The sequence below is a fragment of the Lelliottia jeotgali genome (assembly GCF_977070485.1).
Window position 1 is genome coordinate 113,013 of the sequence record NZ_CDRVFO010000011.1, and the last position, 23,733, is coordinate 136,745.

Here is a 23,733-nt window from a genome sequence, read left to right on the forward strand (position 1 = left end):
ATGTCACGTCCTGTTACCTCATCCGCTTTTGAAAATTATTTTTCCGATACCGTCGCTTAACGGATAACTGTCAACCGGCCGAGAACCGTCTGCCGCGAGAACCCCATCACCTTGCCCAGCGAATCCAGTGCCGCCAGTGGCTCGCGCACCGGGAAACTGCCGCTGACCTTGCGCTGCCCCAACTCGCTATCGAGCAGCACGATCCGCCCCGGGTAATAGCGCCCCAGGTCCTCGACTACCTGCGCCAATGGCACCTGGTAGTAATTGACCCAGCCCTGGCGCCAGGCCAGACGGCTGTCGCTGTCCACACTCGCCGTATCACCCGCCTGGCCTCTGGCATAGGCCAGTTGCTGGTTGGCCGTCAGCTCACGGGCGGCCTGCCCCTGAGCCGGCGTGACCGCCACCCGACCGTTGCGCACCGTGACCTGTGCCCCCTCAGCCTGCTCGCGCACTTCGAACTCGGTGCCCAGCACCCGCACCTGCCCCCCTGCCGCCTGTACTACAAACGGGGCACCGGTGTGCGTGACCTTGAAGAATGCAGCGCCATGCAACAGCCGCACATGACGCTGCCCCTGCTGGAAATCGACAGCAATGGCACTGCCCGCATCCAGCGTCACCTGCGACTGGTCAGCCAGCGTCACCTGGCGAATGGCGTCTGTGCTGCTGAAATCGGCCTGCAGATCCTGCAGCCAATACCCCGGATGCCAGCCCCCCGCAACGCCCACGGCCAGCACCAGACACGCCGCCACGGCCAGTGCGCGGGCGCAGGCGCGCCACCAGCGAGGCGGGGCAGGCACCTTGGCCATGGCATCCAGGTATCGTTGCAGGTCGGCGTGTTCTTCCTCGGCCAGGCGTGCCGCGGGAGCCGCACTCTTCTGCCACAGCGCCTGGGCCTGGGCATAGGCTTCACGGTGCCTGGGGTCGGCCAGCAACCAGCGCTGGAACGCCGCACTGTGCGCTACCTCAGGCTGCTCGTTGATCCTGGCCAGCCAACGCAGTGCTGCTTGCGACGGGTCGGGGGTGGTCAAGTCTGAATGGCTCATCGACGGGCGCTCCCTGGCCTGCGCATCGGGGTCGCGGGTTCGGCAACACTGGCCTTGCACGCTTGGAGGGCGCGCATCATATGCTTTTCCACGGCGCTCTGGGACAGCTGCATGGCCTTGGCGATTTCGCCGTACTTGCAGCCGTGTATGCGGTTGAGCAAAAAGATCTGCCGGGTGCGCTCGGGCAGGGCGCGCAGCGCCGCTTCGATGCGCTGCAGGTCATGATCTACCTCCAGGGCCTGCTCCGGTGCCTGAGCCAGGCATTCATCAGGGGGCAGCGACGCTTCGGCGATCCGCTCGCGGCTGCCTTCACTGCGCAGGTGGTCGATGGCCAAGTTGCCGGCGCAGCGCAGCAGGTAGGTATCCAGCGCCTCGACCTTGACCTCGGGGCGGCGCCAGAAGCGCAAGAACAGCTCCTGCACCAGGTCCGATGCAGTGGCGCGGCAGCCTACCCGACGGCTGACCAGGGCTTCCATGCGTGCGCGCTGGGCCATGAAGACCTGGACGAAACGTGCGCGCGTACTGTCGCTGTCAGGCTCGATCAAGGCATCATCCGCCAGATATGACCAGCAGCGGGCCCAGTATCAGGCTGATCGCCGCCAGCCCCAGCAACAGGCGCGGCTGGTAAGGCAAGGTGAAGACCCACAGTGTCACCCCGGCCATCAACACAGCGACCCACTCAACCAAGCCATGCGCCCACCCACGCAGGTGCACCGACAGCAACAGTGATGCCAGCAGCAACGACCAACCCGCCATGCGCAGGCTACGCAACTGGCCGATAGCTGGCTTGCGCCCGAGCAGGTCGCTGAAGTGCTTTTCCATCGCCAGGCACAAAGCGGCGAACCCGGCAAAACCGATCAGGGCGACGCTCAGCATCCGTTCACCTCGACCACTTCGGCCGATGCCTTGGACACCTTGAGCTCACGCTTGGCCGCAGCCTTCGAGGCACGCAGCATCTTGCCTGCGGCCCAGGCCAGGAAAAGACCGGTGCCCAATGCCGTGAGGTCCAGGCCCGCCATCGCCCAGTCGCCGACGGCTACGCTGTGGTTCAGCCCCTGGCCGGTGGTCAAAGCATTGAGCAAAGGCAGCAGCGCAAAGGCCAGCGCGCCCAACCCAAGCTGCTCGCCCCAGGCTCGGCGCCCGGGGCGCAGCACGGCATGTGCCAGCGACAACAGCCAGACCACGAAGAACGTGTTCACCTCCCAGTCCGCCCGCCCTTGCAGCGCCGCAGGCAGCAAGCGGTTGGCCCAGAAAAAGCCGGCCACCGCGAGCAGCAGGCCACTCATGCTGGCAATGTTGAGCACCTCGACCAGACGCAACTCAGCGGGCATGCGTTCGCGCTTGGCATGCTTGAGCTGGCGCTTGCCAAGCCACATCACCAGGCCTGTGCCGATCACCGCAGTACCCGCCACCCCGAACACGAAGTACAACCAGCGCAACCAAGGCCCGGCGAAGTTGCCCATGTGCAGACCGACGAAGCTGAACGAGGTCATCATTGCAGCGCTTTCCGGTGCCCTCTGGCTCAGCAGTTCGCCCGTGCTGCCGTCGAACATCCAGTTGGCGCTGCGCTTGTAGGCGATGTTGTCGGCCGAGGCCTGGGCGAAGCTCACGCGAGCGTTGCGGTCGCCCGGGTTGTGCACCTGTATGTAACCCATGCGGGCGCCGGGGACCTGCACCTGAACCTTGGCGTACAAGCCTGCCAGCGGCACCATGGGCGCAGCGACGTTGGCCGCCTTGGGCACATCGTCACGGCCGAACAGGTCGTTGAAATAGCCGTTGGTATTGCCGCCATAGCTGGCCATGATGCTGGCCGGCATCACCATGTACATGAAGATCACCAGGCTGCTGTAACTGATCATCAGATGGAACGGCAACACCAGCACACCAATGGCGTTATGCCCGTCCAGCCACGAGCGCTGGCCCTTGCCGGGGCGGAAGGTGAAGAACTCCTTGAAGATCTTCTTGTGGGTGATGATCCCGGTGACCAGGCCGAGCAACATGATGAACGCGCAGAAGGTCGCCAGCCAGCGCCCCCAGGGGTGGGGCATCTGCAGCTGGAAGTGGAAGCGGTAGAAGAACTCGCCGCCGCGGCTGTCGCGGGCCTCTACTGGCTGCCCGGTCTGGGCGTCGAGTTGCTTGCTGACAAAGCCACGGCGCCCGCCACCCGGATCACGCCAGCCGACGCTTAACGCGGCTTCGCGCTCGCTGGGCAGGCGGATCATCCAGTTGCCCGAATGCGCCGCGTTGGCCTCCAGATAGCGCTGGGCCAGGCCCAGGCTGGCCACCGGGTCGAGCGCGTGGCGGCGGACTTCGGGCTGTGCCCAGTGGCTGATCTCTTCCTTGAAATACGACAGTGTGCCGGTCAGGAAAATAGCGAAAAGCAGCCAGCCGAAAATCAGCCCGGCCCAGGTGTGCAACCAGGCCATCGCCTGGCGGAAACCGTCCTTCATGGGTTTTTCATCCAGTAGGCCAGCCCGTTGACCAGCCCCAGCAGCAGGCTCGGCAGCAACACGCCGAGCCAGGCATGCCAGGAGCTGCGGCAGGCAAAGCACCAGATGAAGGCCAACAGGTAGAAAACGAACGACAGCATCATGCCGGTCATGGCCGCGTCGACTTGCGCCAACGGCACCAGCAGGGTGATGCAGACACTGGCCATGGACGCCAGCAGGTATCCACCCAGCACCGCCGCCAGGCAACGTGAGGTCACGGCCAGGCGGTAGCTGAGGGGCAGTCCGGCGGCATTGCGCTTCATGGCGGAGGTCCGGGAAACTCTGGGGGCTGCAATAGTAATGATTTCAATTCGCATAAGCAAAGTCTGAAAGACTACGGGTTTTTAACCGGTCTTATGTCGTCAAAGGGCTGCCCGGTAGCCTCTGCGGGGTTAATTGCAACAGAAAATTTATTTTCACAAAGGGCTTGAATTCAGGCTTCGGTTGCCTGACCTTAGAGTCAAGAGGCGAAGAATTACCAAGGGCCTCAAGGGCCTAGGCACGCCTCCATGCGAGCAAGCTGAATAAGGATTGAATCATGCAAATCCAGGTCAACAGCAGCAACCATATCGAAGGCAACATCCGTCTCAACGAGTGGGTCCGCAGTACGCTGCAAACCACACTCGAACGTTACGAGGAGGACCTCACCCGCATCGAGGTGCACCTGCGCGACGAGAACGGCGCCAAGCCCGGGCCGCATGACAAACGCTGCCAGATGGAGGCTCGCCCCAAAGGCCATCAACCGATTTCCGTGACCCATACCGCCGCTTCGCTGGATCAGGCGGTGGATGGTGCAGCCAGCAAGCTGAACAATGCGCTGGACCATTTCTACGGCAAGCTGCGCAGCAAGCGCGGCGTACTGGAACTGAGCGATCCCGACGCCTGACCCTTGCCAGTAAGCAAAAACGCCCGGCCATGTGCCGGGCGTTTTCATTTTCACCTTCGTCCAGTTGGGTCAGTACTTGGCAACCTGCAACAGTGGTTGCGGGAACAGGTTGTCCAGTGTCTCCAGCAACCGTGCGTAATAGATGGGCTTGCGGAAGAAATCCAGCACCTGCAGGCGCAGCAGGTCGCTGAGGTCTTCCGCACCGGCGTGGCCCGACATGACGATCACCGGCAAATGCTGCCGGGCCGTATGGTCGCGCAGGCGCTGGATCAGACCGATGCCACTTTCTTCCGGCATGCGTAGATCCGTAATGACCAAGGCAACGTCCGGATAGCGGGTGAGCAGTTGCAGGGCAGCTTTCACCGAGCCTGCCGTGTGGCAGTAGTACCCCTCGTTCTCGAGGAGTTCGGCCAACTCAAGCAGATGCTCTTCCTCGTCATCGACCAGAAGAATCTGCTGACGCGAGGAAGAGTTCTGCATGTGCGGCTCCTGTTGATCCGGTCCGACGAGACATCGCCTGTTATTGGTCTAGTTCAGGGCCGTCTGGATTGCGGTGAACATGGTACTGATGTTGCCGGAGATCCCGGGAACGAACCCGGCTAATATCACCGCGACCATAGCCGCGATGACTGCGTACTCGATACCCGAGGCACCGTCTTTGCGATGCAGGAATTGTTTGCAGTGAAGGATGACCTGTTTCAGCAACATGACCAGCTCCTTGCGGCGACATCGCCGGCGACAATGGTGTCAAAGTGACCCCTGTTTGCCATCAAAGGATTGCCAAGCTGGAGCCGTCTGCAAATATAAAAAAGTATTAGTCATCAGGTGATAATCCAAAAGCATTAGATCCTTTTATTTCATCAACTGACTGTTTTGATTGGGTTTACGTTCTGGCTACAAAAAAAGCCGAGCGCCTAATGGCGAATGGCGATGGGTGGGCTACCGTGCAATAGCGAAATAGTGACTTTTTGCCACCACCCGATACGTGCACGGAGGCCAGCCATGAGCAGTCGTTTGACCATGATTCTGGCTGCCCTTTTCCTGCTCGGTGCACTGCTCGCGGGATACTGGGGGATCGTGCTCAGCCGCCCCCCTGCACCACCCCCGCCGGTAGCCCCAGTCACCGAGCAGCCGGCTGCGGTGGTTGCAGCGCCCGCCCCGCAACCGCCCGAGCCGCAGCGTTTCCCCATCGTCGTGCTGCGCAAGGCGCTGCCGGCCAATACGCCCTTGACCGCAGACGACGTGCTGCTCGAGCGCTTGCAGGTAGTCCCTGCCGGTGCCTTCCAGCAAGTGGACCACGTGATCGGACGCAGCAGCGCCAGGCCACTGGCCGCTGGTAGCTGGCTGGACGAGTCGAGCTTCCAGCCTGGCGGACCGCTGGCACGGATGATCCGTGCCCACGAACGGGCCGTTGCGGTAGGCGTGGACGAAGTGGTCGGCGCCGCCGGGCAACTGTACCCGGGTGATTTTGTCGACGTGCTGCTATACCTGCGCGAAGAGGCCAACAACCCGCAGTCTTCAGCCCAGGTCGTGTTGCCGGCCCTGCGCGTGCTGAGCGTCGGGGAACAGATGGGCGTTACCAATGACGGCCGCCCGGCACTGACCGCCGAGGAGCTCAAGGCCCGACGCGAGCAGGCGACCCCAGGCAACCTCGCAAGCACCCGCACCGTGGTGCTGGCAGTCCCTGAAGCCTTGGCCAGCCGCCTGATGCTGGCAGCCCAGGTCGGCACCCTGCGCCTGGCCGTGCGCAGTGCCGCCGAGCAGCGGCTGGCCCGCTATTGGGCCGAAGCGGATAGCCAACCGCAGGTAGAAAGCATCAACCGGGAACTCTATCGGTTCAGCCAGCTTTCCCAGACGCCATTGGCCAAAACCGCCTCAACCGCTGCAGCAGTAGCAAGCATGCAGATCATCCGTGGCGCACAGGCCGCGGACGCCAACAAGACTCCCTGACAAGGCAAGGATGCAGTATGCGTAGTTCCGAGCGTTGCAGTTCAAAACGGTTCTTCAGCCTCGCGTGCCTTGCCCTGCTCACGGTTGCGCTGCTGCCGAACGCCCATGGTGCCAGCAAAGGCTGCGAAGCATTTGCCCAACTGCCTTCAGTGATCGAAATCGACCAAGGCCTGCAGCAAGAATTGCGCTTGCCGCTGGCGATCACCCGGGCCGCCGTCGGCGACCCCAAGGTTGCCGACGTGCAACCCAGCGGTGACCGCGCCGTGCTGGTGACGGCCGTGGGCCAAGGCAATACCACGCTCATGCTGTGGACAGCCTGCGCACCGGGGCCACACCGGGCCATGCTGTTCGTCAAAGGCCAAGCCAGCGCCGCCATGGCCGAAACGGGCCTGCCGCCGTCGCTGGATCCGGAGTTGCCAAGCCAGGTGCAGGCCGATATCCGCTTCGTCGAGGTGCGCCGCACCAAGTACAAGGAAGCCGGCGCACGGCTGTTTTTCAGCGGCTCGAACAACAGCCTGATCGGGTCGCCGGGCACCGTGCCAGGCACTTCTGTGACACCGGGCGCCGTGCCTGTCACGTCGCCGCAGATCCCGCTCAACGACGGGGTTTTCAACATCGTCTGGGGCGGCGGCAGCAGCCGTTTCCTGGCGGCCATCAATGCTCTGGAAAACAGCGGTTTCGCCTACACCCTGGCGCGGCCCAGCCTCACCGTGCTCAGCGGCCTGACTGCAAGCTTCCTGGCCGGTGGCGAGATACCGATCCCGGTGCCCAGCGCCGGCAGTGACAACTTCTCGATCGAGTACAAGGAGTTCGGCGTGCGTCTGGCACTGACGCCGACCGTGATCAGCCGCGACCGCATTACCCTGAAGGTAGCGCCTGAAGTCAGCGAGCTGGATTACACCAATGCGGTGACCATTGGCGGCACAAGCGTACCGGGGCTGAGCATACGGCGCACCGATACCAGCATTTCCCTCGCCGATGGCGAGAGCTTCATCATCAGCGGCCTGGTCGGCAACAACACCCGCTCCGCCGTGGACAAGCTCCCCGGGCTGGGCAACTTGCCGATCCTTGGCGCGTTCTTCCGGCAATCGGCCCTGGTGCGTGAGGAGACCGAGTTGCTGATGATCGTCACCCCGCACCTGGTTCAACCGCTGGCGGCCAATGCCCGCCTGCCGGAACTGCCAGGCGAGGGGTTGCGTACCTACGACCCCAGCTGGGGCCGGCTGTTCTTCATGGAAAACGGCAACTTCGATGGCCAAAGCGGGTTATCACGATGAACGAGAGCCTCAACCAGACCTTTCTGGGCATCACCCGCAATGAAGAAGACCTGCAGTGGCTGCAGAGCGCGCTAGCACCCCAAGGCCAGGTGATCGGCGCCAGTGGCGGCAGCCTCGACGAACTGCTGGCGCTGATCAATGCGACATTCAGCACCCTGGTGTTCATCGGCCTGGACCGTGAGCAACTGGTCAATCAGTGCGCACTGATCGAGGGCGTGCTTGAAGCCAAGCCGCTATTGGCGATCGTCGCTCTGGGCGATGGCATGGACAATCAACTGGTGCTGCACGCCATGCGTGCCGGCGCCCGCGATTTCGTCGCCTATGGCTCGCGGGCCAGTGAAGTGGCCGGGCTGGTTCGGCGCCTGGGCAAACGCATGCCCACCGTCACCAACAACCCCAGCCTGGGCGGCCTGACCGTGCTGTACGGTGTGCAGACCGGTGCCGACGGCGCTTTGCTGACCACGCACCTGGCGCGGGTGGTACAGGAAAGCGGCCAGCAGACCCTGCTGCTGGACCTGGGCATGCCACGGGGCGACAGCCTGGCGCTGCTGGGGCTGGAGGCGTCGTTCTATTTCGGCGATGCACTGCGCCACCTGCGCCGGCTCGACACCACCCTGATCGACAGTGCTTTCACCCGCGACAAGAAAGGCCTGCGCCTGCTGACCTTCGCCGAGAACGACGACCCCCTGCGCCAGACCAGTGCCGCCGAGCTGTACATGCTGCTCAGCGCACTGCGCCAGCACTTCCAGCACATCGTCGTGAACCTGACCGGGCATGCCGACAGCGAGGCCCTGCGCACCATCATCAGCCACTGCGACAAGCTCATCATCTATACCGACCAGAACATCCTCGACTGCCGACGCAACCTCGAAGTGCTGGAGCTGTGGCGCGATCATGGCATCAAGCTGGAGCATGCCAGCCTCTTGGTCGACCGCTACCTGAGCAATGTCGCCCCGGACGCCGAGAGCCTGGCCAAGCGCTACGCTCTACCGCTGCTCAAGGTCATGCCCGACAGCCCCGAGGTGCGGCTGAACGTGAAAAACCAGGGCCTGAGCCTGTTCGAGCTGGCACCGCGCGAAAACCTTACCCAAGCCCTGCGCGGTCTGGGTGAGCGTTTGGCGCAGCGCTCGGAAAACCTTGCGCCACCGGCCTTTACCTGGCTGCGTCGGCTATGGGGCAGCAAATGAACAGCGACCAACCCTTCGGCGGCCCCCACCATGCCTCGGGCGACCCTTATGCGCTCAAGCGTGCGCTGCACCGCTTTGCCATCGATGCCATCGAAGACAGCGGCCGCAACCTGCTCGAAGGCGCACGCCCGGCACTGACGCAGTTTGTGCTGGAGCAGGTGGGCGATTACGTGGCACGCCTGCGCCTGGCAATGTCACGCTACGAAATGGAGCGCCTGGCCGAAGAACTGGTCGACGAGCTGACCGGGTTCGGGCCGCTGGAGGTGCTGCTGCGGGACGCCAGTGTCACCGAGATTCTGGTCAACGGGCCGCACAGGGTGTTCGTCGAGCGGGCCGGGCAGTTGCAACAGACCGACCTGCGTTTCATCGATGCCCAACACGTCGAGCGCGTCATGCAGCGCATCCTCGCACCGCTCGGGCGGCGCCTGGACGAATCGTCGCCGATGGTCGACGCGCGCCTGCCGGACGGCAGCCGGGTCAACGCGATCATTCCACCCGTGGCCCTGGACGGGCCATGCCTGTCGATCCGCAAATTCCGCCAGGACATGCTCAAAAGCGCCGACCTGCTCGCCACCCGCGCCATCGACCAGCACATTTTCGACTTCCTCGAGCGCGCCGTGGGTCGGCGCTGCAACATCCTGGTCAGTGGCGGCACCGGCACCGGCAAGACCACCCTGCTGAACATCCTCAGCCAGATGATCGCCCCGCGCGAGCGCCTGGTGACCATCGAAGACGTCGCCGAATTGCAACTGCACCATCCCCACGTGGTACGCCTTGAGACCCGCCCGCCAAATGCCGAGGGGCACGGCGAGATCAAGGCCAGCGAGCTGATCCGCAATGCCCTGCGCATGCGCCCGGACCGTATCATCCTCGGCGAGATCCGCGGCACCGAGGTGCTGGACGTGCTCACCGCGATGAACACCGGCCACGACGGCTCGATGAGTACGGTGCACGCCAACACCGCGCAGGACGCCTTGCTACGCCTGGAAACCCTGGTTGGCCTGAGCGGGCGGCAGATCGCCGAGAAGACCTTGCGGCAGATGATCTGCGCGGCACTGGACGTGGTGATCCAGCTGGCCCGCCTGCCCGACGGGCGCCGCTGCGTCAGTGAAATCCTGGAAGTGGTCGGCGTGCGTGACGACGTGTACGTGACCAGCACGCTGTTCCGGCTCGACCGCCGCGGCGGCGACGTGTTTCTGCGGGAGGCGCCGAACCCCGCAGGCAGCAAACTGCGCCATGAAGGTGTGCAATGACCGGCCCCTTGCTGCTGGCGCTGTCGCCCTTGCTGCTGGGCGTCTCCCTGATGCTGTTTCGCCGGGGCCTGTACAAGCGCAGCGAACAGCGCATTCTCCAGCGCCTGGGGCGGGCCTTTGAATTGGTCCGCAGCGGCAATGCACGGCGCGACTGGCTCGAGCCGCTGTTGCAACGTGCCGGGCTTGGTGCAACCGACTGGCAACCGCAGCGCTGGCTGCTGGCCTGGCTCGGTCTGGCGCTGGTGGCGCTGCTGGGGGCCGGTTGGGTGGCCGGGCTGATGGTGCTGGTCGGCCTGCCGCTGCTCGGCTATTTCACCCTCAGTTGGCTATGTCGACGGCGCGTGCACCAGCTTGTCGAACAGCTGCCCGCTTTGCTGGACTACAGCGTGCGCAGCCTCAAGGCCGGGCGAACCCTCAATGACGCGGTCCTTGGTGGTATCGACGGCTCTCGCGAGCCCTTGCGCTCGACCATGACCCGGGTACGGCGCAACGTACAGCTGGGCGTGCCGCTGGACGATGCGGTCAACGAACTGGCCGAGCTTTACAACCAGGACGAGTTGCGTCTGTTCGCCATGGGGCTGCGCATCAACCAGCGCTACGGCGGCAATACCAGCGAGCTGATGGAGAACCTGATCAAGCTGATCCGCGAGCGTGAACAAGGCAGCCGCCAGCTCAAGGCGATGACCGGCGAAACCCGCATCACAGCGATGATCCTGGGTGCCTTGCCGCTGTGCATGGTCGGCTACTTCCTGATGGCCAATCCGCACTACCTGCTGACCATGTGGCAAGACAGCAGCGGCCAGATGATGCTGCTGCTCGCCTTCGCCCTGCAGGTGGTCGGCTGCCTGGTGCTGTGGCGCATGATGAGGAGCCTCTGACCATGGCCTTGTTGCTATGTGCCGTGTGCCTGTTCATCGCCGCCGGCCTGCTTGGCTTGCAGGCCGCCCGCCAGCTGCGTGCCCGCTACCTGGTCGCTCGCAGGCTGCAGGGGCGGCTGGCGCGCGAGGAGCGCCTGGGGGACTGGCTGCACTGGCTGGGCAATAGCCCCCTGGGGCAACGCCTGCAGAAACTCGACGGGGAAACCCAGGCCTTGCTTGACCGTGTCGGCTGGCGCCGCAGCCGCCAGCGGGCGCTGTTTGCTGCCATGCAACTGGGGCTGCCGCTGGTGGCGGTCATACTGACCCTGATCCTCCAACAAGCCGCACTGGGCAGTGACGGCACGCACTGGCTGGTCTGGCCGTTGTTTGCCTTGGGTGCCAGCTACCTGTTGCCCAAGCGCTTGCTGGCGGTTGCCGCCAGGCGGCGCCAGCAGCGCATCGCCCTGGAAGTCAGCCTGATGATTCCGCTGCTACGCATTCTCTTCGAGACCGGCCTGGCCGTAGAGCAGGCGTTGCGCGTGCTGAGCCAGGAAGGCCAGGCGCTGCTACCCGAAATCAGCGAAGAGTTGCGCCAGGTGCTGCAACGCGTTGACTCAGGCCTGGCGCTCGGCCCGGAGCTGGAAAAGAGCGCGCGGGTACTGGCCGTGGATGAGTTCATCGACACCTGTGTGATCCTTCAACAGTTGCTGGTACAGGGCAGCGGTGCGATGAAATCGCTGCTCGCGCTCAAGGACCTGCTCGATGACCGGCGCCTGACACGCATGCAGGAACGGGTATCGAAGATGTCGGCAAAGATGTCGGCTGTGATGATGGTATTCCTGTTCCCGGCACTGCTCATCGTCCTGGCCGGGCCGGGATTTTCCGCCTTGACGCGGGCCTTGGGCCCCTAGGGAGTAATGGATGAAAGCGACCCTGTTGTTCACCGGCCTGCTCTTGCTGACAGGATGCGCCGGCCAGCAGCCTGAAGGGTTCGGACACTTGTTCGGCACCTCGAGCTGCGGCAAGCCGGACGCCGACCAGCAACTGGCGCTGAACCTGGCGGACGAGATGCTCAACGATGGCCGCCCGCATGCGAGCCTGGCGCACCTGGAGCAGTTGCCCAACACCCTCGACCAGGTACGCCTGCGCAAGGCCAGGGTCTCGCGCCTGTTGGGGCGCAGCGAAGCAGAACCTTTGTACCGCAGCTTGCTCGGCGGCTGCCTCGCGGCCGAGGGTGAGCATGGCCTGGGCCAGCTCGCCTCGGCCCGGGGCGATGACGTACAGGCCTTGCAGAACCTGCAGCGAGCGGTACGTCTGGCCTCGACCGACGAGCGGGTTCGCAATGATCTGGGTGTGGTGCTGATGAGCATGGGCCGGTATGAACAGGCACGGTTCGAATTCCTGACCGCCATAGAGCTCAAGGATGACAACCCGCTGCCCGCCGTCAACCTGGTGACCTTAGCGCTGCTGCAGGACAACTGGCAGCAAGCCACTGACCTGGTCGGCCGCCTGCGGCTCAAACCGGCGCAGTTTGCCCAGGCCCAGGCACGCGCCAGCCAGATCAAAGCCACCGGGCGCGGGCCGATAGCCTCGGCCGGTGGCGCAGGTGTGATGGTCAACTGAGCAAAGGAGAAGGTCATGATCAGGTATGTGATGCTGCTGGCCTGCTGCACCGGTATTACCACGGCCTGGGCAGAGGATTACCCACGCCAGCAACCGCCTGCGCTGACGGCAACCGAAGCGCTGCTGCGGGTGCAGTCCAGTGGCGAACAGGCGTCCACCCGCCTGCAGGTGCAGACGGCGCGCGAGCGCGATCTGTCCAAGCAGCGCTGGCTGGAAACCTACAAGTACGCCATTCCGGATTTCTATCGCTGGACCAAGATGACTGAGTCGAACAACTGACCGGGCCTGGCGCTCTCACTGCAGGCACACGCTGGTCAGCAAAAAGCCCACCAGCACAAAGGGCGCGAATGGCTGTTTTTCAGCCTCCTGCCCTGCCCTGCGCCGCGCCCACCGTCGCAACAGCGCCCAGACCAGCAAGGTGCCGCCGGCGCCAATGAACGTACCGAGCACGTAGTCCTGGCTGGTGGCCAGCCCCAGCGCGGCGAGCAATTTGACGTCGCCGGCACCGAAACGCCCCATCACGTAGCCGGGCAACGTGAGCAGCAACACAATCGCCAGAGCCCAGCCGGCATCACTGGCCCGGGCGCCGATCCAGCTGTGCCCGGTAACCGCCAGCCACACCAGCGCACAGGCTGCGACGCCCAAGGTCAGAAGGTTGGAAATCTGCCGTTCGCGGACATCTTGCCCGCTGCACAAGGCAAGCCACAGCAGCAGGGCAATACTGGATATTGGCAATTGGCCATCCCTGTTCGTAGAAGGCTTCTATGCTGTAAGTCGAGACTCATCGTCAGGGTAGACGCAATCATGCAAGCAGGCCCGGCAGCACGGCAAAAAGGCGCGGCAGCCATCGAGTTCGTCGCCGTCTTCATGATCTTTTTCACAGTGTTCTACGGCCTGGTCAGCTACACCCTGCCAATGCTGATGCTGCAATCGTTCAACCAGGCCAGCAGCGAAGCCGTGCGCCGCTGCGTGGCCCTGGACCCGAGCAGCGAGACCTATGACGACGATGTACAGGCGCTTGCCCATGCAGTGATCCGCGAGCAGTTGGCCTGGATGCCCGAGGCACTCGACTTCCAGCCGGCCGATGCGCAGGTGAGCGTGGATGATGACAAGCTGCTGAAAGTGACGATCAATTATCCGAAAAATAAACTGCACAAAGTACTGCCGCTGCTGGTGATACCACTGATTGGCGAAGTGCCCCGCTTGCCTGAGAGCTTGCAGGCCGAAGCGAGCCTGCAACTGTGAGCGGCCTGTTCGATCGCTGGCTGGGCAGCCATGCCGCAGAGCCCGCCGCGCAAATGCCGCATGCCGTGGGCCTGCAGGTGTGGCTGGACGATCAGGGGCACGTGCTACGCCTGGCCGGGCCCTTGCGCACGCTGCTGGCCGTACCCAGCCACGCGCAGGCGCGGGTGCACGACTACCTGTATCAGCACAGCTGGCTGGCCCTCGAAGGTGTGCCCGCCGATTGGCAAGGGCAAGCACTGGACCTGGATTTTCAAACCGTGCACGGCCAGGCCCTGCAGACTCGTGGCTGGCTGCAACACCAGGCTATCGGCTGGATGCTGCAGCTGTTCGATATCAGCGACCTGCTGCGCCAAGGCGCTCAGCAGGAGCAGTGGCTGACCCTGCGCCAGCTGGCCGCAGACGTCGGCCAGGCCGTACGTGACTGCAGCGAAGACTGGCTGACGCAGACTACCGCCGAGCAACTGATGCGCCTGGCCGAGCACTGGCATGCCGGCTCGGTACGCCTGATGTTGGCAGACCAATCGGGCTGGCGGGCGCATACCTGCAGCGAAAGCGACTGGCCTTGGCCCGATGACCAACGCCTGCAGCCGTGGCTGCAGGCACTTCCCGCCCATTTTCAGCAGGTCGCGCCTGACTTGCCGCAGTGGCGGGCCACTTGCGCTGGGTTACCGCTGTTCCTTGTGCCTTACAGCCACGGCCATGAGGTTCAGGCCTGGTTGCTGTGTGCGGGCGCGCCATCGGTGCCTTCACCAGAGGCGGCCATGGCGCTCTTGCAAGCCTTGCTCGAGCCGCTGCTCGCGCGCCTGCGGCAACACCAGTTGCAGCAGCGCTCGCGCCATCTGGACGAGCTGCAACAGCAACTGGGCGCAGGCTGGTGGCAATGGCCGGTACAAGGGCCGCTGCATTTCGATCCGGCCCTGGCCGCCAGCCTTGACCTGCCCAGTGCGGTAAGCATCGAGCAATGGTTGGCGCGCCTGCACCCGGCTGATCGGGAGGCTGCGCAAATGGCCTTGGAGCAGCTGCGCAACGGTGTTGCATTGAGCTTGAACGTGCGCCTGCTCGAAGCCGACCGTGGAGCCGAGCCGCGCTGGCTGCACTGGGTCGGGCAGTTACACGGCGGGCAGGCGCACGGCTTTGTGCTCGACATCAGCGCACTGAAAGCCCAGGAGCTTCAGGCCAGCGCCGCGCGTGCCCGGCTGGAGAACCTGATCGCCAGTTCGCCTGCGGTGATCTATATCCAGCGCTGTTGCGAGGGCGCGCTGCACAGCGAATTTTTCAGCGCCAGCCTGACGCCGATGCTGGGCTGGCCCAAAGATAGCGAGCTGGCGCGCCAACCAGGCCAGGCGGTACACCCGCACGACCGGGCGCTGTGGCTTGAGCGAACACGTACGCTGCTGCGCGATGGCCAGGTACGCAGCCGCTATCGCCTGCGCGATCATCTGGGTGGCTATCACTGGGTGCTGGACGAAGCCCGGCTGTTGCGTGACGACCTTGGCCAGCCGGTCGAGGTGGTCGGCCTGTGGCTGGATGTCAGCGAAGCGACCGAGGCAGCCGAGCGTGTGCGCCAAAGTGAGGAACGCTACCGGGTGCTGGTGGAGGATTCACCCGCGATGATCTGCCGCTACACCCCGGACCTGCAGCTGCTGTTCGGCAACCGGCCGCTCGCCGAACAGCTGGAGTGTACACCTGAGCAACTGAGCGAGATGAACCTGGGCCAATGGATGTCCGACGGCCAGCGTCTGTCGTTCATACAGCGGCTGGCTGCGCTGACACCCGAGCAGCCGCTGGGCAGCGCGGAGATCTGCCTGCAACTGCCAGGGCACAGGCATGCCTGGTGGGTGTGGGCCGAGCGGGGGCTGTTCAATGAGCAAGGCCAGCTGCTGGAAGTACAGGCAGTGGGGCGCGACAACACGCAGGTAAGGCAAAGCCAGCAACAATTGATGCAGGGCGCCAAGATGGCCACGCTCGGCGAGTTGGCGACAGGGCTGGTGCATGAAATCAACCAGCCTCTGAACGTGATGCGCCTGGCCATTGCCAACACACTCAAGCGCGTGGAAAGCGGGGTGGTCGAAGTCGAGTACCTGACAGGCAAGCTGCAGCGCATCGATGCACAGGTGGGGCGCGTGGCCAGGCTGGTGGAGCACATGCGCACCTATGGCCGGCGCTCCGCGCTTGAGCACCAGGTGTTTGCAGCCTGGACTGCGGTGGATGGCGCAGTGGCGTTGCTGGCTGAAGGGCTGCGCGGCAAAGGTGTGGCCTTGCAAGTCGAAGAGCCGGATTTCTGCCCGGAGGTGCAAGGGCATGAGGACCAGCTTGAGCAGGTGCTGATCAACCTGATGGTCAACGCGCGGGACGCTTTGCTCGAACGTCAGGTGGCCAGCCCCCGGATCGGCATCTGCCAGCGTATCGAGCAAGGGCAACTGTGCCTGCAGGTGGAAGATAACGCCGGAGGTATCGACCCACGCCTGATAGAGCGCATTTTCGAGCCATTCTTCACCACCAAGCCTGCGGGCGTGGGTACCGGGCTGGGGTTGTCGGTGAGCTTCGGCATCGTCGAAGCCATGGGGGGCAGGCTCGAAGCGCTCAATGGAGTTGACGGCGCCTGCTTCCGGTTGTTGCTGCCCATCTACAACACCAACTGAGCACGGCCGGTGGAACAACTGAGGTTGGCGCCGACGTCGGTATTGACCAGGTCGATTCCCAGGACTTTCAGCAGCACATTGACCAAGGGGTCGATCAGGGGGCTGAGCAACCCCCTTATCAAAGGTTCGATGATGCCTTTGACCGTACCGAGTACATTGCCGGCGATCACCAGTACATCGCCGAGGCCACTGTTGGCAGTGGGTTTGAAGGCCTGGAGCTGGACGCCCAGCAAGGTATCGCTGAGGCTGCCGACCACATTGTCATTGACGGGGCGCATGTTCAGGTAGGCGGCGGGCTGCCCGATATTGGGCGGTTCGCTAACCGGGCCCTGGAACACCAGCGGGTGCTCTACCGGGCCACTGCCCAGCAGCTTGCTGTCGACCCGCAGGCCAAGGCCGCCACCGGCGTAGGGTATTCGGCTTTCGCAAGTTCCGAGTATCAGCAACTTGGTGCAGCGCTTGGTGCCGATATCGATCAATGGCAGCGCCTTGACAGCGGTAGTGCCGGTGGTGAAGAACGCATTAGTGGAATCGAAACGCCCTACCGCCAGCTTGGCAGCAGCGCTCTGCGCCTGAACGGTCAAACGCTTGGGCGAGCATTTGAACGTGTCAGGAGACTGCGGGTCGAGGCGTGCCGTGGCTTCGGCGACCTCAAGGCCAATGTCCAGCTGAAGCTTGTCGGGCACCAGCACGATATCGGTGACAGTGCACGGCACCCCCAACAGGCATAGCACCGACTCCAGTGTCGAAGCCAGGTTCAGGCTGAGCAGGTTGTTGAGCACGTTGGTCAGTGGCGAGACAAGGTCGAGCACCGCATTGACCAGGCCGAAGACGGTATTGAGCAGCGGCAGGTCGAGCGAAATCATCGCCCGCACCTGAGCCGTGTGAACCCTCAGTTCATCCGTACGCGGATCGCCGACCGCCGATACCTGTTGCGGCTCGATCACTTTCAGCCGCACCCGGCCGTTGATCAGGCCGAGCACGCTAATCGGCAAGTCGGCAGTGGCTGCGCTTTCGCTGGCAGCCAGCTGGATCACCCCCTGCACCAGCTGCAGCAGCTGGATGCTGGCGTCCAGCCCCGCTTGGGCAGTACCGTTCTGAATATCGAGAATGTCGCCCAATTGCAGCAACGTGCTGTTCCCGGCCCCCAGGGCGACCTTGCCCAGGTTGGTGACGATATCGGCGGCGGCACCGCTTTGCTCAAGTACCTTGACCGCCGCTTCCAGCAATTGTGTGGCAGTGGCGTCGGCATTGAGCAGCTGCTCGTAGTCGCCGACGGTCAATTGCAGGTCGACAGCCAACTGGTCGAGGTAGTTGAGCACGTTGAGATCGGTTGCGGCTATGCCTTTCCAGCCCGCGAGGCCAAGCTGCACATTGCCTCCCAAAGCGCCGAGCAGGCCATCGAGCAACGCCGACTGGCGCGAATCAACCGTGGCCAACGTAGTGCGAATGCTCAGCATGGCCTGTGGCGGCAATGGTTTCGATGCCACAGCATGGGCCTGCAAAGTCGTGGTCAGCGGCACCTCCCCCCCTTGGGTCAGGATGTAGATGCCAGCGGCAAAACTGGTGGTGACTGTGTTGCTGACATCGACCCGTATCGCTTCGTTACGGGCATTGTCACTGGTAAACGTGCGCAGGCTATTGGCACCGGTCTGCAGGTAACCGCAACTGGCCACCAAGGGGCTGCCGGGCGTGTGGCCGTTGCGGGCCGCGGCTACGCTGGCAATGGCCGTGGCCTGCGGGCCATTGCCCGTGCACACGGCAGACTGGCCTGCAGCTTCCAGCGCGGCCATGTCGGCGATGCGTTGCAACTTGCGCTGTTCAAGGTAAAGGCGGCCGCTGTCGACCACTACCAGCATGAAAAGCAAGGCCAGGGCCAGTGTGGTGACAGCCATCAGGCCGATCGCGCCACGCTGGCGTGCAGCGGAAGAGGGAACCACGGGCACTCCTTTGCAGGCCAGAGGCCAGCCATCGCGGCTTTGGTCAAAGGAGTGTAGCCACACTAGTGGCTAATTGCCTTGTCCTGATGACGCCAAGGCTACCGGATCAAATGCCCTGAACCAACCCGGGATCTACCCGGTCAATTCCTGCAATCACCTATTGCAGGCCCAGACCATGAACAATCCCTTCGAACAGATCAGCGCCGCCTTCGCCCCCGAGTATCGCGTCAACCTGAGCATCGAGCGCCTGGACGGCAGCATCATGCTGACCCTGTCAGATGACGCCGGCGTGGTCGCCAAGCGCCTGATCACCCAGGCCCAGCGCAACGACCCGGTGCGCCTGCAGCGAGTCATCGACAGCATACGCCTGGGCTTGGCCATCGAACTGGGGCAGAACCCTTTGCAGGTACTGGCCGCCCTCACCCGCGACCCGCGCCAGCAGTCAGGTCACTCCATCGCCAACTGACGGCTACTTGCCCTCTTCCACTGCCTTGCCATTGGCGTCCAGCACCTTGGTCGAGGGGTAACGGTACGAGGCGTAGCGCACCACCAGGATCGAAAACGCCAGCAGCAGGATGCCCCCGCACAGGTACAGCAGGCCCTCATCCGGCGCCTTGTGGTGCGACACATCACCGATCAGCAGGCGGGTGAGCGCGGTGATCGCCACATACAGCAGGAAGCGGATAGGCATGTGGTTGGTCTTGAAATAGATCCCGACCATCGCCCCAAGCTCCAGGTAGATGAACAGCAGCAGGATGTCATCGACGCTGATGCCGCCCTTGCCGAGCATGTCCAGGAACGTCATCACCGCCGCGTAGGCGGTAATGGCGCCGATGCCGAACAGGGCAAGGTAGTGAAACCCCTCTACACACAGATTGCCCAGCGAGTCGGCCGAGCCATGCAGGCCCTTGCGCAGCTTTTCTGCCCATTTGATGTTCACGATGTGTGATTCCCCGATACGACATGAAGGATGATGCGTCACGCGTGTGACGCTTGTGCCATGCAGTTAAAGGGCCAGGCCCCTGCTTTGGAAGGCGGCCGATTGCCGCAAGGCACCTGTGGGCTACGCTTTTTTGCGGCAAGGGTTGCACCTGAGGTGCCATTGCCATTACTGTATGCGCATACAGTAATCGATAAACCAACCGCAAAAAGGCACAGAGGTGATGAATGGCCGTCGAAGTGGTGTACCGCAGCAGCCGCGACCCGGAGCGCTTGTTCATGGATAAGGCCGAAGCAGATCGTCACGACAAGATGCTCGAACTGGCCGAGCGCCTGGCCGAGGTGCTGCACAAGGCGGTGCCTTCGCTGACCGAGCAGCAGGTCGAGGAAGCCGGCATTTACATGGCGAAGAACCGCGACGTGTTCGCGCGGGCATTCAAGAGCCAGCCGGACGCGTTGAGTGAGTTGTTGGAAGCTGATGCTGCAAAATGATGTCGACGGCCGGGCCGCCGTGCGGCTTCAGCCGTATAGCAACCGCTCCGCCAGCATTTGCGCCACGCGCGCAGGCGAGCGCTTCTCGGCCTGAGCATGAGCGTACACCTCGGTCAGGCGCGTCGGGATCCGTGCCAGGTGCGCGGTGATGGTGCCCAGCTCCTCGCCGCGGTGCTTCATTGCCACGTAGATCAAACCACCGGCATTGATCACGTAGTCCGGGGCATAAAGAATCCCGCGAGCCTCCAGCTGGTCAGCCACTTGCAAGGTGGTCAGCTGGTTGTTCGCCGCACCTGCCACCGCAGCGCAGCGCAGTTGCATCACCGTCTGGCCATTGAGCACCGGGCCCACGCCACATGGCGCAAAAATATCGCAGGGCGTACTGATCAAGGCATCGTTGGTCACCGGATGGGCGTTGAACTGCTCCACCGCCAGCCGCACCCGACCGGGGTCCAGATCACTCACCAGCAACTCGGCACCTGCTGCGTACAATTGCTCGGCCAGTGCGTAACCCACATTGCCCAGGCCTTGCACCGCAATGCGCAAGCCTTTGAGGTCGCTGCTGCCCAAGCGGGCCAGGCAGGTTGCACGGATGCCGGCGAATACCCCCATGGCCGCATGCGGCGAGGGATCACCCGAGGCCGTTGTGCTGGTCACATGGGGCGTACTCTGGGCGATGCAATCCATGTCCAGCGTGGAGGTGCCGCTGTCCACAGCGATGATGAAACGCCCCTGCAGGGTATCGATGAAGTGCCCCAGGGTCTCGAACAGCGCCGCGCGATTTTCCACGTGCGGGTTGCGCATGACCACCGCCTTGCCACCCCCCAATGCCAGCCCGGCCAGCGCCGCCTTGTAGCTCATGCCTTGCGCCAGTCGGATGGCATCGGCCATGGCGCTCTCGTCGTCTGCATAGGGCAGGTAGCGGCAACCTCCCAGCGCCGGGCCTCGAATCTCGTTATGAATGGCCACCACAGCCTTGAGGCCGGTTTTCGGGTCGGTGAAGAGGTGTAGTGACTGAGTGCGGGTGCTTTGCATCAGCGCGAACATCGGCGGGCTCCCCTGGGAGGTGCTCCTAGCAGTATAGGCATCCACATACACACCAAGCTGCGACCGGACCACTGGACGAATCACGACGCCAGCGCTATTACTCAAGGGTATGCGGAGATGCCCCCATGAACCCACGCCAAGCCTGCCTGGCCTGCCTGGAACGCGAACCGGTCGCCTTGCTGGAAGCTGCCTTGTGGATTGCCGCCGAGCACGATCGCAAGGTCGAGCCCGCAACCAGCCTTGCCAGCCTGCACAACCTGCAAGCCGAAATCAGTGCCAGCCTGCCGATGCTGCCTGTGTGCGAGCTGGCTCAGCCACTGCTGCGCCAACTCAATGCGCTGGGCTTCCAGCAGGATGAATTCCACCCACTGCGCCCGCAGGCGGCACTGATGGACAGGGTTTTGCAGCGCCGCCGGGGCCAACCGCTGGCGCTAGCCATCATCACCCTGGAGCTGGCCCGGCGCCTGTCCATAGCACTGGAGGGTGTGGCATTCCCAGGGCACTTTCTGCTGCGCGTACCCGGTGCCGATCACCTGCTCGACCCTTGCGGTGGCCGGCGCCTGTATCCCAATGATTGCCGCGAGTTGCTGGCCCGCCAGTTTGGCCCCCATGTGCCGCTGACAGCCGAGCACCTGCGCACGGCCAGCCCGGCCCAGATGCTGCAGCGCCTTTCGCGTAATTTGCGCCAGCTGCATATCAGCAATGACAACCACCTGGCCGCGCTGATCGACGCCGAACGGGTCATGCAGCTGGGCCCGGTGCAAGTCAGCGACTACATGACCCGCGCCTCGCTCTACCAACACCTCGACTGCCCGCAGGCCGAACGCTTCGACCTGGAGCATGCCTTGCTGCTCACCGAGGATCCGGTCCAGCGCCTGAAGCTGTCCGAACGTATCGGCCAGCTACCGCTGGCGAACCGTTCGATTCACTGAGCCGGGGTATCCGGCTGGCAGGACGGATGCGCCTTGGCGAATGCAGCATGCCTGGCGGCCAATGCCGCAACCCGGCTGATACGCGGATAGCTGCCAAGGCCGATGTTGAAGCGCTCGGCGGCATAGAGCTGCGGAACCAGATAGACGTCCGCCAGCCCCGGCGCCTCACCAAAGCAGTAACCATCATCGCCGATCAGCTGCTCTACAGCCGCCAGGCCTTGGCCAATCCAGTGGGCAATCCACTGGTTGACCTGTGCCTCGTCATGGCCCAACTGGCGCAACTGGTTGAGCACACTGACGTTGTGCAACGGATGGATATCGCAACCTATGATCGCCGCCACACCGCGCACCTTGGCCCTCGCTGCAGCACCATTGGGCAACAGTGCAGGCTGTGGATAAACCTCTTCCAGGTACTCGATGATCGCCGGTGACTGCACCAGCAGTTGGGCATCGTCGGTGCGTAGAGCCGGTACCCGGCCCTGCGGATTCACCGCTCCATACTCGGTACCGCGCTGCTCGCCCTTGAGCAGATTGACAGGCAGGGCCTGGTAATCCAGGCCCTTGAGCGCCAGGGCAATGCGCACCCGGTAGGAGGAGGTGGAACGGTAGTAGGTGTACAGCTCCATTGCCCTGCTCCCTCAGTTGGCGGCGATGATCTTGCCGCGGCACTCACCAAAGCCGATGCTGGCCACACCGTCACGCTTGCAACGGGCACGCAGGATGATCTCATCGCCGTCCTCGAGGAACTTGCGCTGCTCGCCACTGGCCAGCTCCACCGGCTGCTTGCCACCCAAGGTGGTCTCCAGCAGGCTGCCGTAGGCATCGGGCGAAGCGCCGGACAGCGTGCCCGAGCCGAACAGGTCGCCTGGCTGCAACTGGCAGCCGTTGACACTGTGATGGGTAATCAGCTGCGCCACTGTCCAGTACATGTTCAGGGTGTTGCTCAGCGCCAGGCGGTGGGCCGGCAAGCCCTGCTCACGCATGCGCTCGGTGATCAGCAGCACTTCCAGCTCGATGTCGAAGGCGCCACTGGCCTGGTCACGCGGGTCAAGCAGGTAGGGCAACGGTTGTGGATCACCTTGCGGGCGCGCCGGCTGGGCGCAGCGGAAAGGCTCCAGGGCCTCGGCGGTGACCACCCAGGGCGACAGCGTGGTGATGAAGCTCTTGGACAGGAACGGCCCCAGCGGCTGGTATTCCCAGGCCTGGATATCACGCGCCGACCAATCGTTGAGCAGGCACAGGCCAGCCAGGTGCTGATCGGCTTCAGCGATCGGAATCGCCTGCCCCATCTCGTTACCCCGGGCAATCCAGATACCCAGCTCAAGTTCGTAATCCAGGCGCGCGCACGGGCCGAAGCTCGGTTCGGTGTGCCCGGCGGGTAGCGTCTGGCCCTTGGGGCGGCGTACATCGGTGCCTGACGGGCGCAGCGTCGAGGCGCGGCCGTGGTAGCCGATCGGCACGTACTTGTAGTTGGGCAGCAGTGGGTTATCGGGGCGGAACAGCTTGCCGACGTTGGTAGCGTGCTGGATGCCTACGTAGAAATCGGTGTAGTCGCCGACCTTGGCTGGCAAATGCAACTGGCAATCACTGGCAGGATGCAGCGCGCCCTTGAGCACAGCCTGATGCTCGCTGTGTTCGCCCAACAGCGCCAACAACCGCTCGCGCAACGCCACGCGGGCCTCTCGGCCGAGGGCGAAAAAAGCGTTCAGCGCGCCACCACGGGTAGCCTCCACGGCGGCCTTGGCCTGGCCTTCGAACAGCCCGGCAGCCAACACGGCCTCCAGGTCGAGAATCGCATCACCGATGGCAACGCCGCAGCGCAGCGTTTCACCTGGGCGGCTGAAGATGCCCAACGGCAGGTTCTGCAGCGGGAAGTCGCTGTGCCCGTTGGCGTGCTCGACCCAGCTACGGGCAATGGCGGACTGGTTCAT

Annotated in this window: 27 protein-coding genes; 14 read left to right on the forward strand and 13 right to left on the reverse strand. The window is 63.7% G+C overall.

What is annotated here, in order from left to right; genetic code table 11:
• Positions 1-56 precede the first annotated feature (56 nt).
• The 5 genes from ACW4TB_RS17610 to ACW4TB_RS17630 are packed head-to-tail and all read right to left on the reverse strand — an operon-like array spanning position 57 to position 3,795.
• A complete protein-coding gene (locus ACW4TB_RS17610) occupies positions 57-1,043 on the reverse strand; it encodes a FecR family protein (protein ID WP_279931849.1) in 987 nt (328 codons plus the stop codon).
• Positions 1,040-1,588: an RNA polymerase sigma factor gene (locus ACW4TB_RS17615; RefSeq protein WP_455843031.1), complete on the reverse strand. Its 549-nt coding sequence runs from the start codon at positions 1,586-1,588 to the stop codon at positions 1,040-1,042. Before ACW4TB_RS17615 ends, ACW4TB_RS17610 begins: the two co-directional genes overlap by 4 nt.
• A gap of 4 nt (positions 1,589-1,592) precedes the next feature.
• Positions 1,593-1,919, reverse strand: a complete 327-nt coding sequence (locus tag ACW4TB_RS17620; protein WP_279931851.1) for a DUF3325 domain-containing protein — start codon at positions 1,917-1,919, stop codon at positions 1,593-1,595.
• Positions 1,913-3,493 carry a PepSY-associated TM helix domain-containing protein gene (locus ACW4TB_RS17625; RefSeq protein WP_279931853.1) on the reverse strand — a complete coding sequence of 527 codons (1,581 nt, stop codon included), beginning with the start codon at positions 3,491-3,493 and terminating at the stop codon, positions 1,913-1,915. The genes ACW4TB_RS17620 and ACW4TB_RS17625 overlap by 7 nt, the downstream gene beginning before the upstream one ends.
• On the reverse strand, positions 3,490-3,795 hold the full coding sequence (locus ACW4TB_RS17630) for a DUF3649 domain-containing protein (RefSeq protein WP_279931855.1): 306 nt from the start codon (positions 3,793-3,795) through the stop codon (positions 3,490-3,492). The genes ACW4TB_RS17625 and ACW4TB_RS17630 overlap by 4 nt, the downstream gene beginning before the upstream one ends.
• 275 nt (positions 3,796-4,070) lie before the next feature.
• On the opposite strand from ACW4TB_RS17630, the gene ACW4TB_RS17635 reads away from it, so the two are divergent.
• Entirely contained in the window at positions 4,071-4,418 is a 348-nt protein-coding gene (locus tag ACW4TB_RS17635) for an HPF/RaiA family ribosome-associated protein (protein ID WP_012312780.1), read from the forward strand.
• Between the two features lie 69 nt (positions 4,419-4,487).
• On the opposite strand, the gene ACW4TB_RS17640 is transcribed toward ACW4TB_RS17635, so the two are convergent.
• Both ACW4TB_RS17640 and ACW4TB_RS17645 read right to left on the reverse strand, forming a co-directional pair.
• Entirely contained in the window at positions 4,488-4,898 is a 411-nt protein-coding gene (locus tag ACW4TB_RS17640) for a response regulator (protein ID WP_012312779.1), read from the reverse strand.
• A 48-nt stretch (positions 4,899-4,946) separates the two neighbouring features.
• The gene (locus ACW4TB_RS17645; protein ID WP_012312778.1) at positions 4,947-5,126 is read right to left on the reverse strand and encodes a Flp family type IVb pilin; all 180 of its coding nucleotides are present in this window, start codon (positions 5,124-5,126) and stop codon (positions 4,947-4,949) included.
• A gap of 294 nt (positions 5,127-5,420) precedes the next feature.
• On the opposite strand from ACW4TB_RS17645, the gene cpaB reads away from it, so the two are divergent.
• The 8 genes from cpaB to ACW4TB_RS17685 are packed head-to-tail and all read left to right on the forward strand — an operon-like array spanning position 5,421 to position 12,844.
• A complete protein-coding gene (gene cpaB / locus ACW4TB_RS17650; protein ID WP_279931859.1) occupies positions 5,421-6,368 on the forward strand; it encodes a Flp pilus assembly protein CpaB in 948 nt (315 codons plus the stop codon).
• Positions 6,369-6,385: 17 nt separating this feature from the next.
• Complete coding sequence (locus tag ACW4TB_RS17655; protein ID WP_254467157.1) at positions 6,386-7,645, forward strand: type II and III secretion system protein family protein; 1,260 nt, start codon at positions 6,386-6,388, stop codon at positions 7,643-7,645.
• Positions 7,642-8,832 (forward strand): hypothetical protein, encoded by a 1,191-nt coding sequence (locus ACW4TB_RS17660; RefSeq protein WP_012312775.1) that lies wholly within the window; start codon positions 7,642-7,644, stop codon positions 8,830-8,832. Before ACW4TB_RS17655 ends, ACW4TB_RS17660 begins: the two co-directional genes overlap by 4 nt.
• Positions 8,829-10,085, forward strand: a complete 1,257-nt coding sequence (locus tag ACW4TB_RS17665) for a CpaF family protein (protein ID WP_279931862.1) — start codon at positions 8,829-8,831, stop codon at positions 10,083-10,085. Before ACW4TB_RS17660 ends, ACW4TB_RS17665 begins: the two co-directional genes overlap by 4 nt.
• Positions 10,082-10,963 carry a type II secretion system F family protein gene (locus ACW4TB_RS17670; protein WP_012312773.1) on the forward strand — a complete coding sequence of 294 codons (882 nt, stop codon included), beginning with the start codon at positions 10,082-10,084 and terminating at the stop codon, positions 10,961-10,963. The genes ACW4TB_RS17665 and ACW4TB_RS17670 overlap by 4 nt, the downstream gene beginning before the upstream one ends.
• A gap of 2 nt (positions 10,964-10,965) precedes the next feature.
• On the forward strand, positions 10,966-11,853 hold the full coding sequence (locus ACW4TB_RS17675) for a type II secretion system F family protein (protein WP_012312772.1): 888 nt from the start codon (positions 10,966-10,968) through the stop codon (positions 11,851-11,853).
• A 10-nt stretch (positions 11,854-11,863) separates the two neighbouring features.
• Positions 11,864-12,565, forward strand: coding sequence for a tetratricopeptide repeat protein (locus ACW4TB_RS17680; protein WP_254467156.1), 702 nt, complete (start codon positions 11,864-11,866; stop codon positions 12,563-12,565).
• A 15-nt stretch (positions 12,566-12,580) separates the two neighbouring features.
• Complete coding sequence (locus ACW4TB_RS17685; RefSeq protein WP_012312770.1) at positions 12,581-12,844, forward strand: DUF3613 domain-containing protein; 264 nt, start codon at positions 12,581-12,583, stop codon at positions 12,842-12,844.
• Between the two features lie 15 nt (positions 12,845-12,859).
• Here the strand turns inward: ACW4TB_RS17685 and ACW4TB_RS17690 are convergent, their stop codons facing one another.
• Positions 12,860-13,300 (reverse strand): prepilin peptidase, encoded by a 441-nt coding sequence (locus tag ACW4TB_RS17690; RefSeq protein WP_012312769.1) that lies wholly within the window; start codon positions 13,298-13,300, stop codon positions 12,860-12,862.
• Positions 13,301-13,369: 69 nt separating this feature from the next.
• On the opposite strand from ACW4TB_RS17690, the gene ACW4TB_RS17695 reads away from it, so the two are divergent.
• Both ACW4TB_RS17695 and ACW4TB_RS17700 read left to right on the forward strand, forming a co-directional pair.
• Positions 13,370-13,810, forward strand: coding sequence for a TadE/TadG family type IV pilus assembly protein (locus ACW4TB_RS17695; RefSeq protein WP_012312768.1), 441 nt, complete (start codon positions 13,370-13,372; stop codon positions 13,808-13,810).
• Positions 13,807-16,452 (forward strand): PAS domain-containing sensor histidine kinase, encoded by a 2,646-nt coding sequence (locus tag ACW4TB_RS17700; RefSeq protein WP_279931867.1) that lies wholly within the window; start codon positions 13,807-13,809, stop codon positions 16,450-16,452. Before ACW4TB_RS17695 ends, ACW4TB_RS17700 begins: the two co-directional genes overlap by 4 nt.
• On the opposite strand, the gene ACW4TB_RS17705 is transcribed toward ACW4TB_RS17700, so the two are convergent.
• Positions 16,437-18,392 carry a pilus assembly protein TadG-related protein gene (locus ACW4TB_RS17705; RefSeq protein WP_279931869.1) on the reverse strand — a complete coding sequence of 652 codons (1,956 nt, stop codon included), beginning with the start codon at positions 18,390-18,392 and terminating at the stop codon, positions 16,437-16,439. The two genes, ACW4TB_RS17700 and ACW4TB_RS17705, sit on opposite strands and share 16 nt — an antisense overlap.
• Positions 18,393-18,567: 175 nt before the next feature.
• On the opposite strand from ACW4TB_RS17705, the gene ACW4TB_RS17710 reads away from it, so the two are divergent.
• On the forward strand, positions 18,568-18,858 hold the full coding sequence (locus tag ACW4TB_RS17710) for a DUF3509 domain-containing protein (protein ID WP_012312765.1): 291 nt from the start codon (positions 18,568-18,570) through the stop codon (positions 18,856-18,858).
• 3 nt (positions 18,859-18,861) lie between these two features.
• On the opposite strand, the gene ACW4TB_RS17715 is transcribed toward ACW4TB_RS17710, so the two are convergent.
• Positions 18,862-19,332 (reverse strand): phosphate-starvation-inducible protein PsiE, encoded by a 471-nt coding sequence (locus tag ACW4TB_RS17715; RefSeq protein ID WP_115273586.1) that lies wholly within the window; start codon positions 19,330-19,332, stop codon positions 18,862-18,864.
• 227 nt (positions 19,333-19,559) lie between these two features.
• On the opposite strand from ACW4TB_RS17715, the gene ACW4TB_RS17720 reads away from it, so the two are divergent.
• Positions 19,560-19,823: a YebG family protein gene (locus ACW4TB_RS17720; RefSeq protein WP_012312750.1), complete on the forward strand. Its 264-nt coding sequence runs from the start codon at positions 19,560-19,562 to the stop codon at positions 19,821-19,823.
• A 27-nt stretch (positions 19,824-19,850) separates the two neighbouring features.
• Here ACW4TB_RS17720 and ACW4TB_RS17725 read toward each other — a convergent pair whose 3' ends face one another.
• Complete coding sequence (locus ACW4TB_RS17725; RefSeq protein WP_012312749.1) at positions 19,851-20,870, reverse strand: Glu/Leu/Phe/Val dehydrogenase family protein; 1,020 nt, start codon at positions 20,868-20,870, stop codon at positions 19,851-19,853.
• Positions 20,871-20,995: 125 nt separating this feature from the next.
• Here ACW4TB_RS17725 and ACW4TB_RS17730 point away from each other — a divergent pair, with 125 nt between their 5' ends.
• Positions 20,996-21,802: a SirB1 family protein gene (locus ACW4TB_RS17730; RefSeq protein WP_012312748.1), complete on the forward strand. Its 807-nt coding sequence runs from the start codon at positions 20,996-20,998 to the stop codon at positions 21,800-21,802.
• Here the strand turns inward: ACW4TB_RS17730 and maiA are convergent.
• Positions 21,796-22,428: a maleylacetoacetate isomerase gene (gene maiA, locus ACW4TB_RS17735; RefSeq protein WP_279931876.1), complete on the reverse strand. Its 633-nt coding sequence runs from the start codon at positions 22,426-22,428 to the stop codon at positions 21,796-21,798. The two genes, ACW4TB_RS17730 and maiA, sit on opposite strands and share 7 nt — an antisense overlap.
• A gap of 12 nt (positions 22,429-22,440) precedes the next feature.
• Entirely contained in the window at positions 22,441-23,733 is a 1,293-nt protein-coding gene (fahA, locus tag ACW4TB_RS17740; RefSeq protein ID WP_279931878.1) for a fumarylacetoacetase, read from the reverse strand.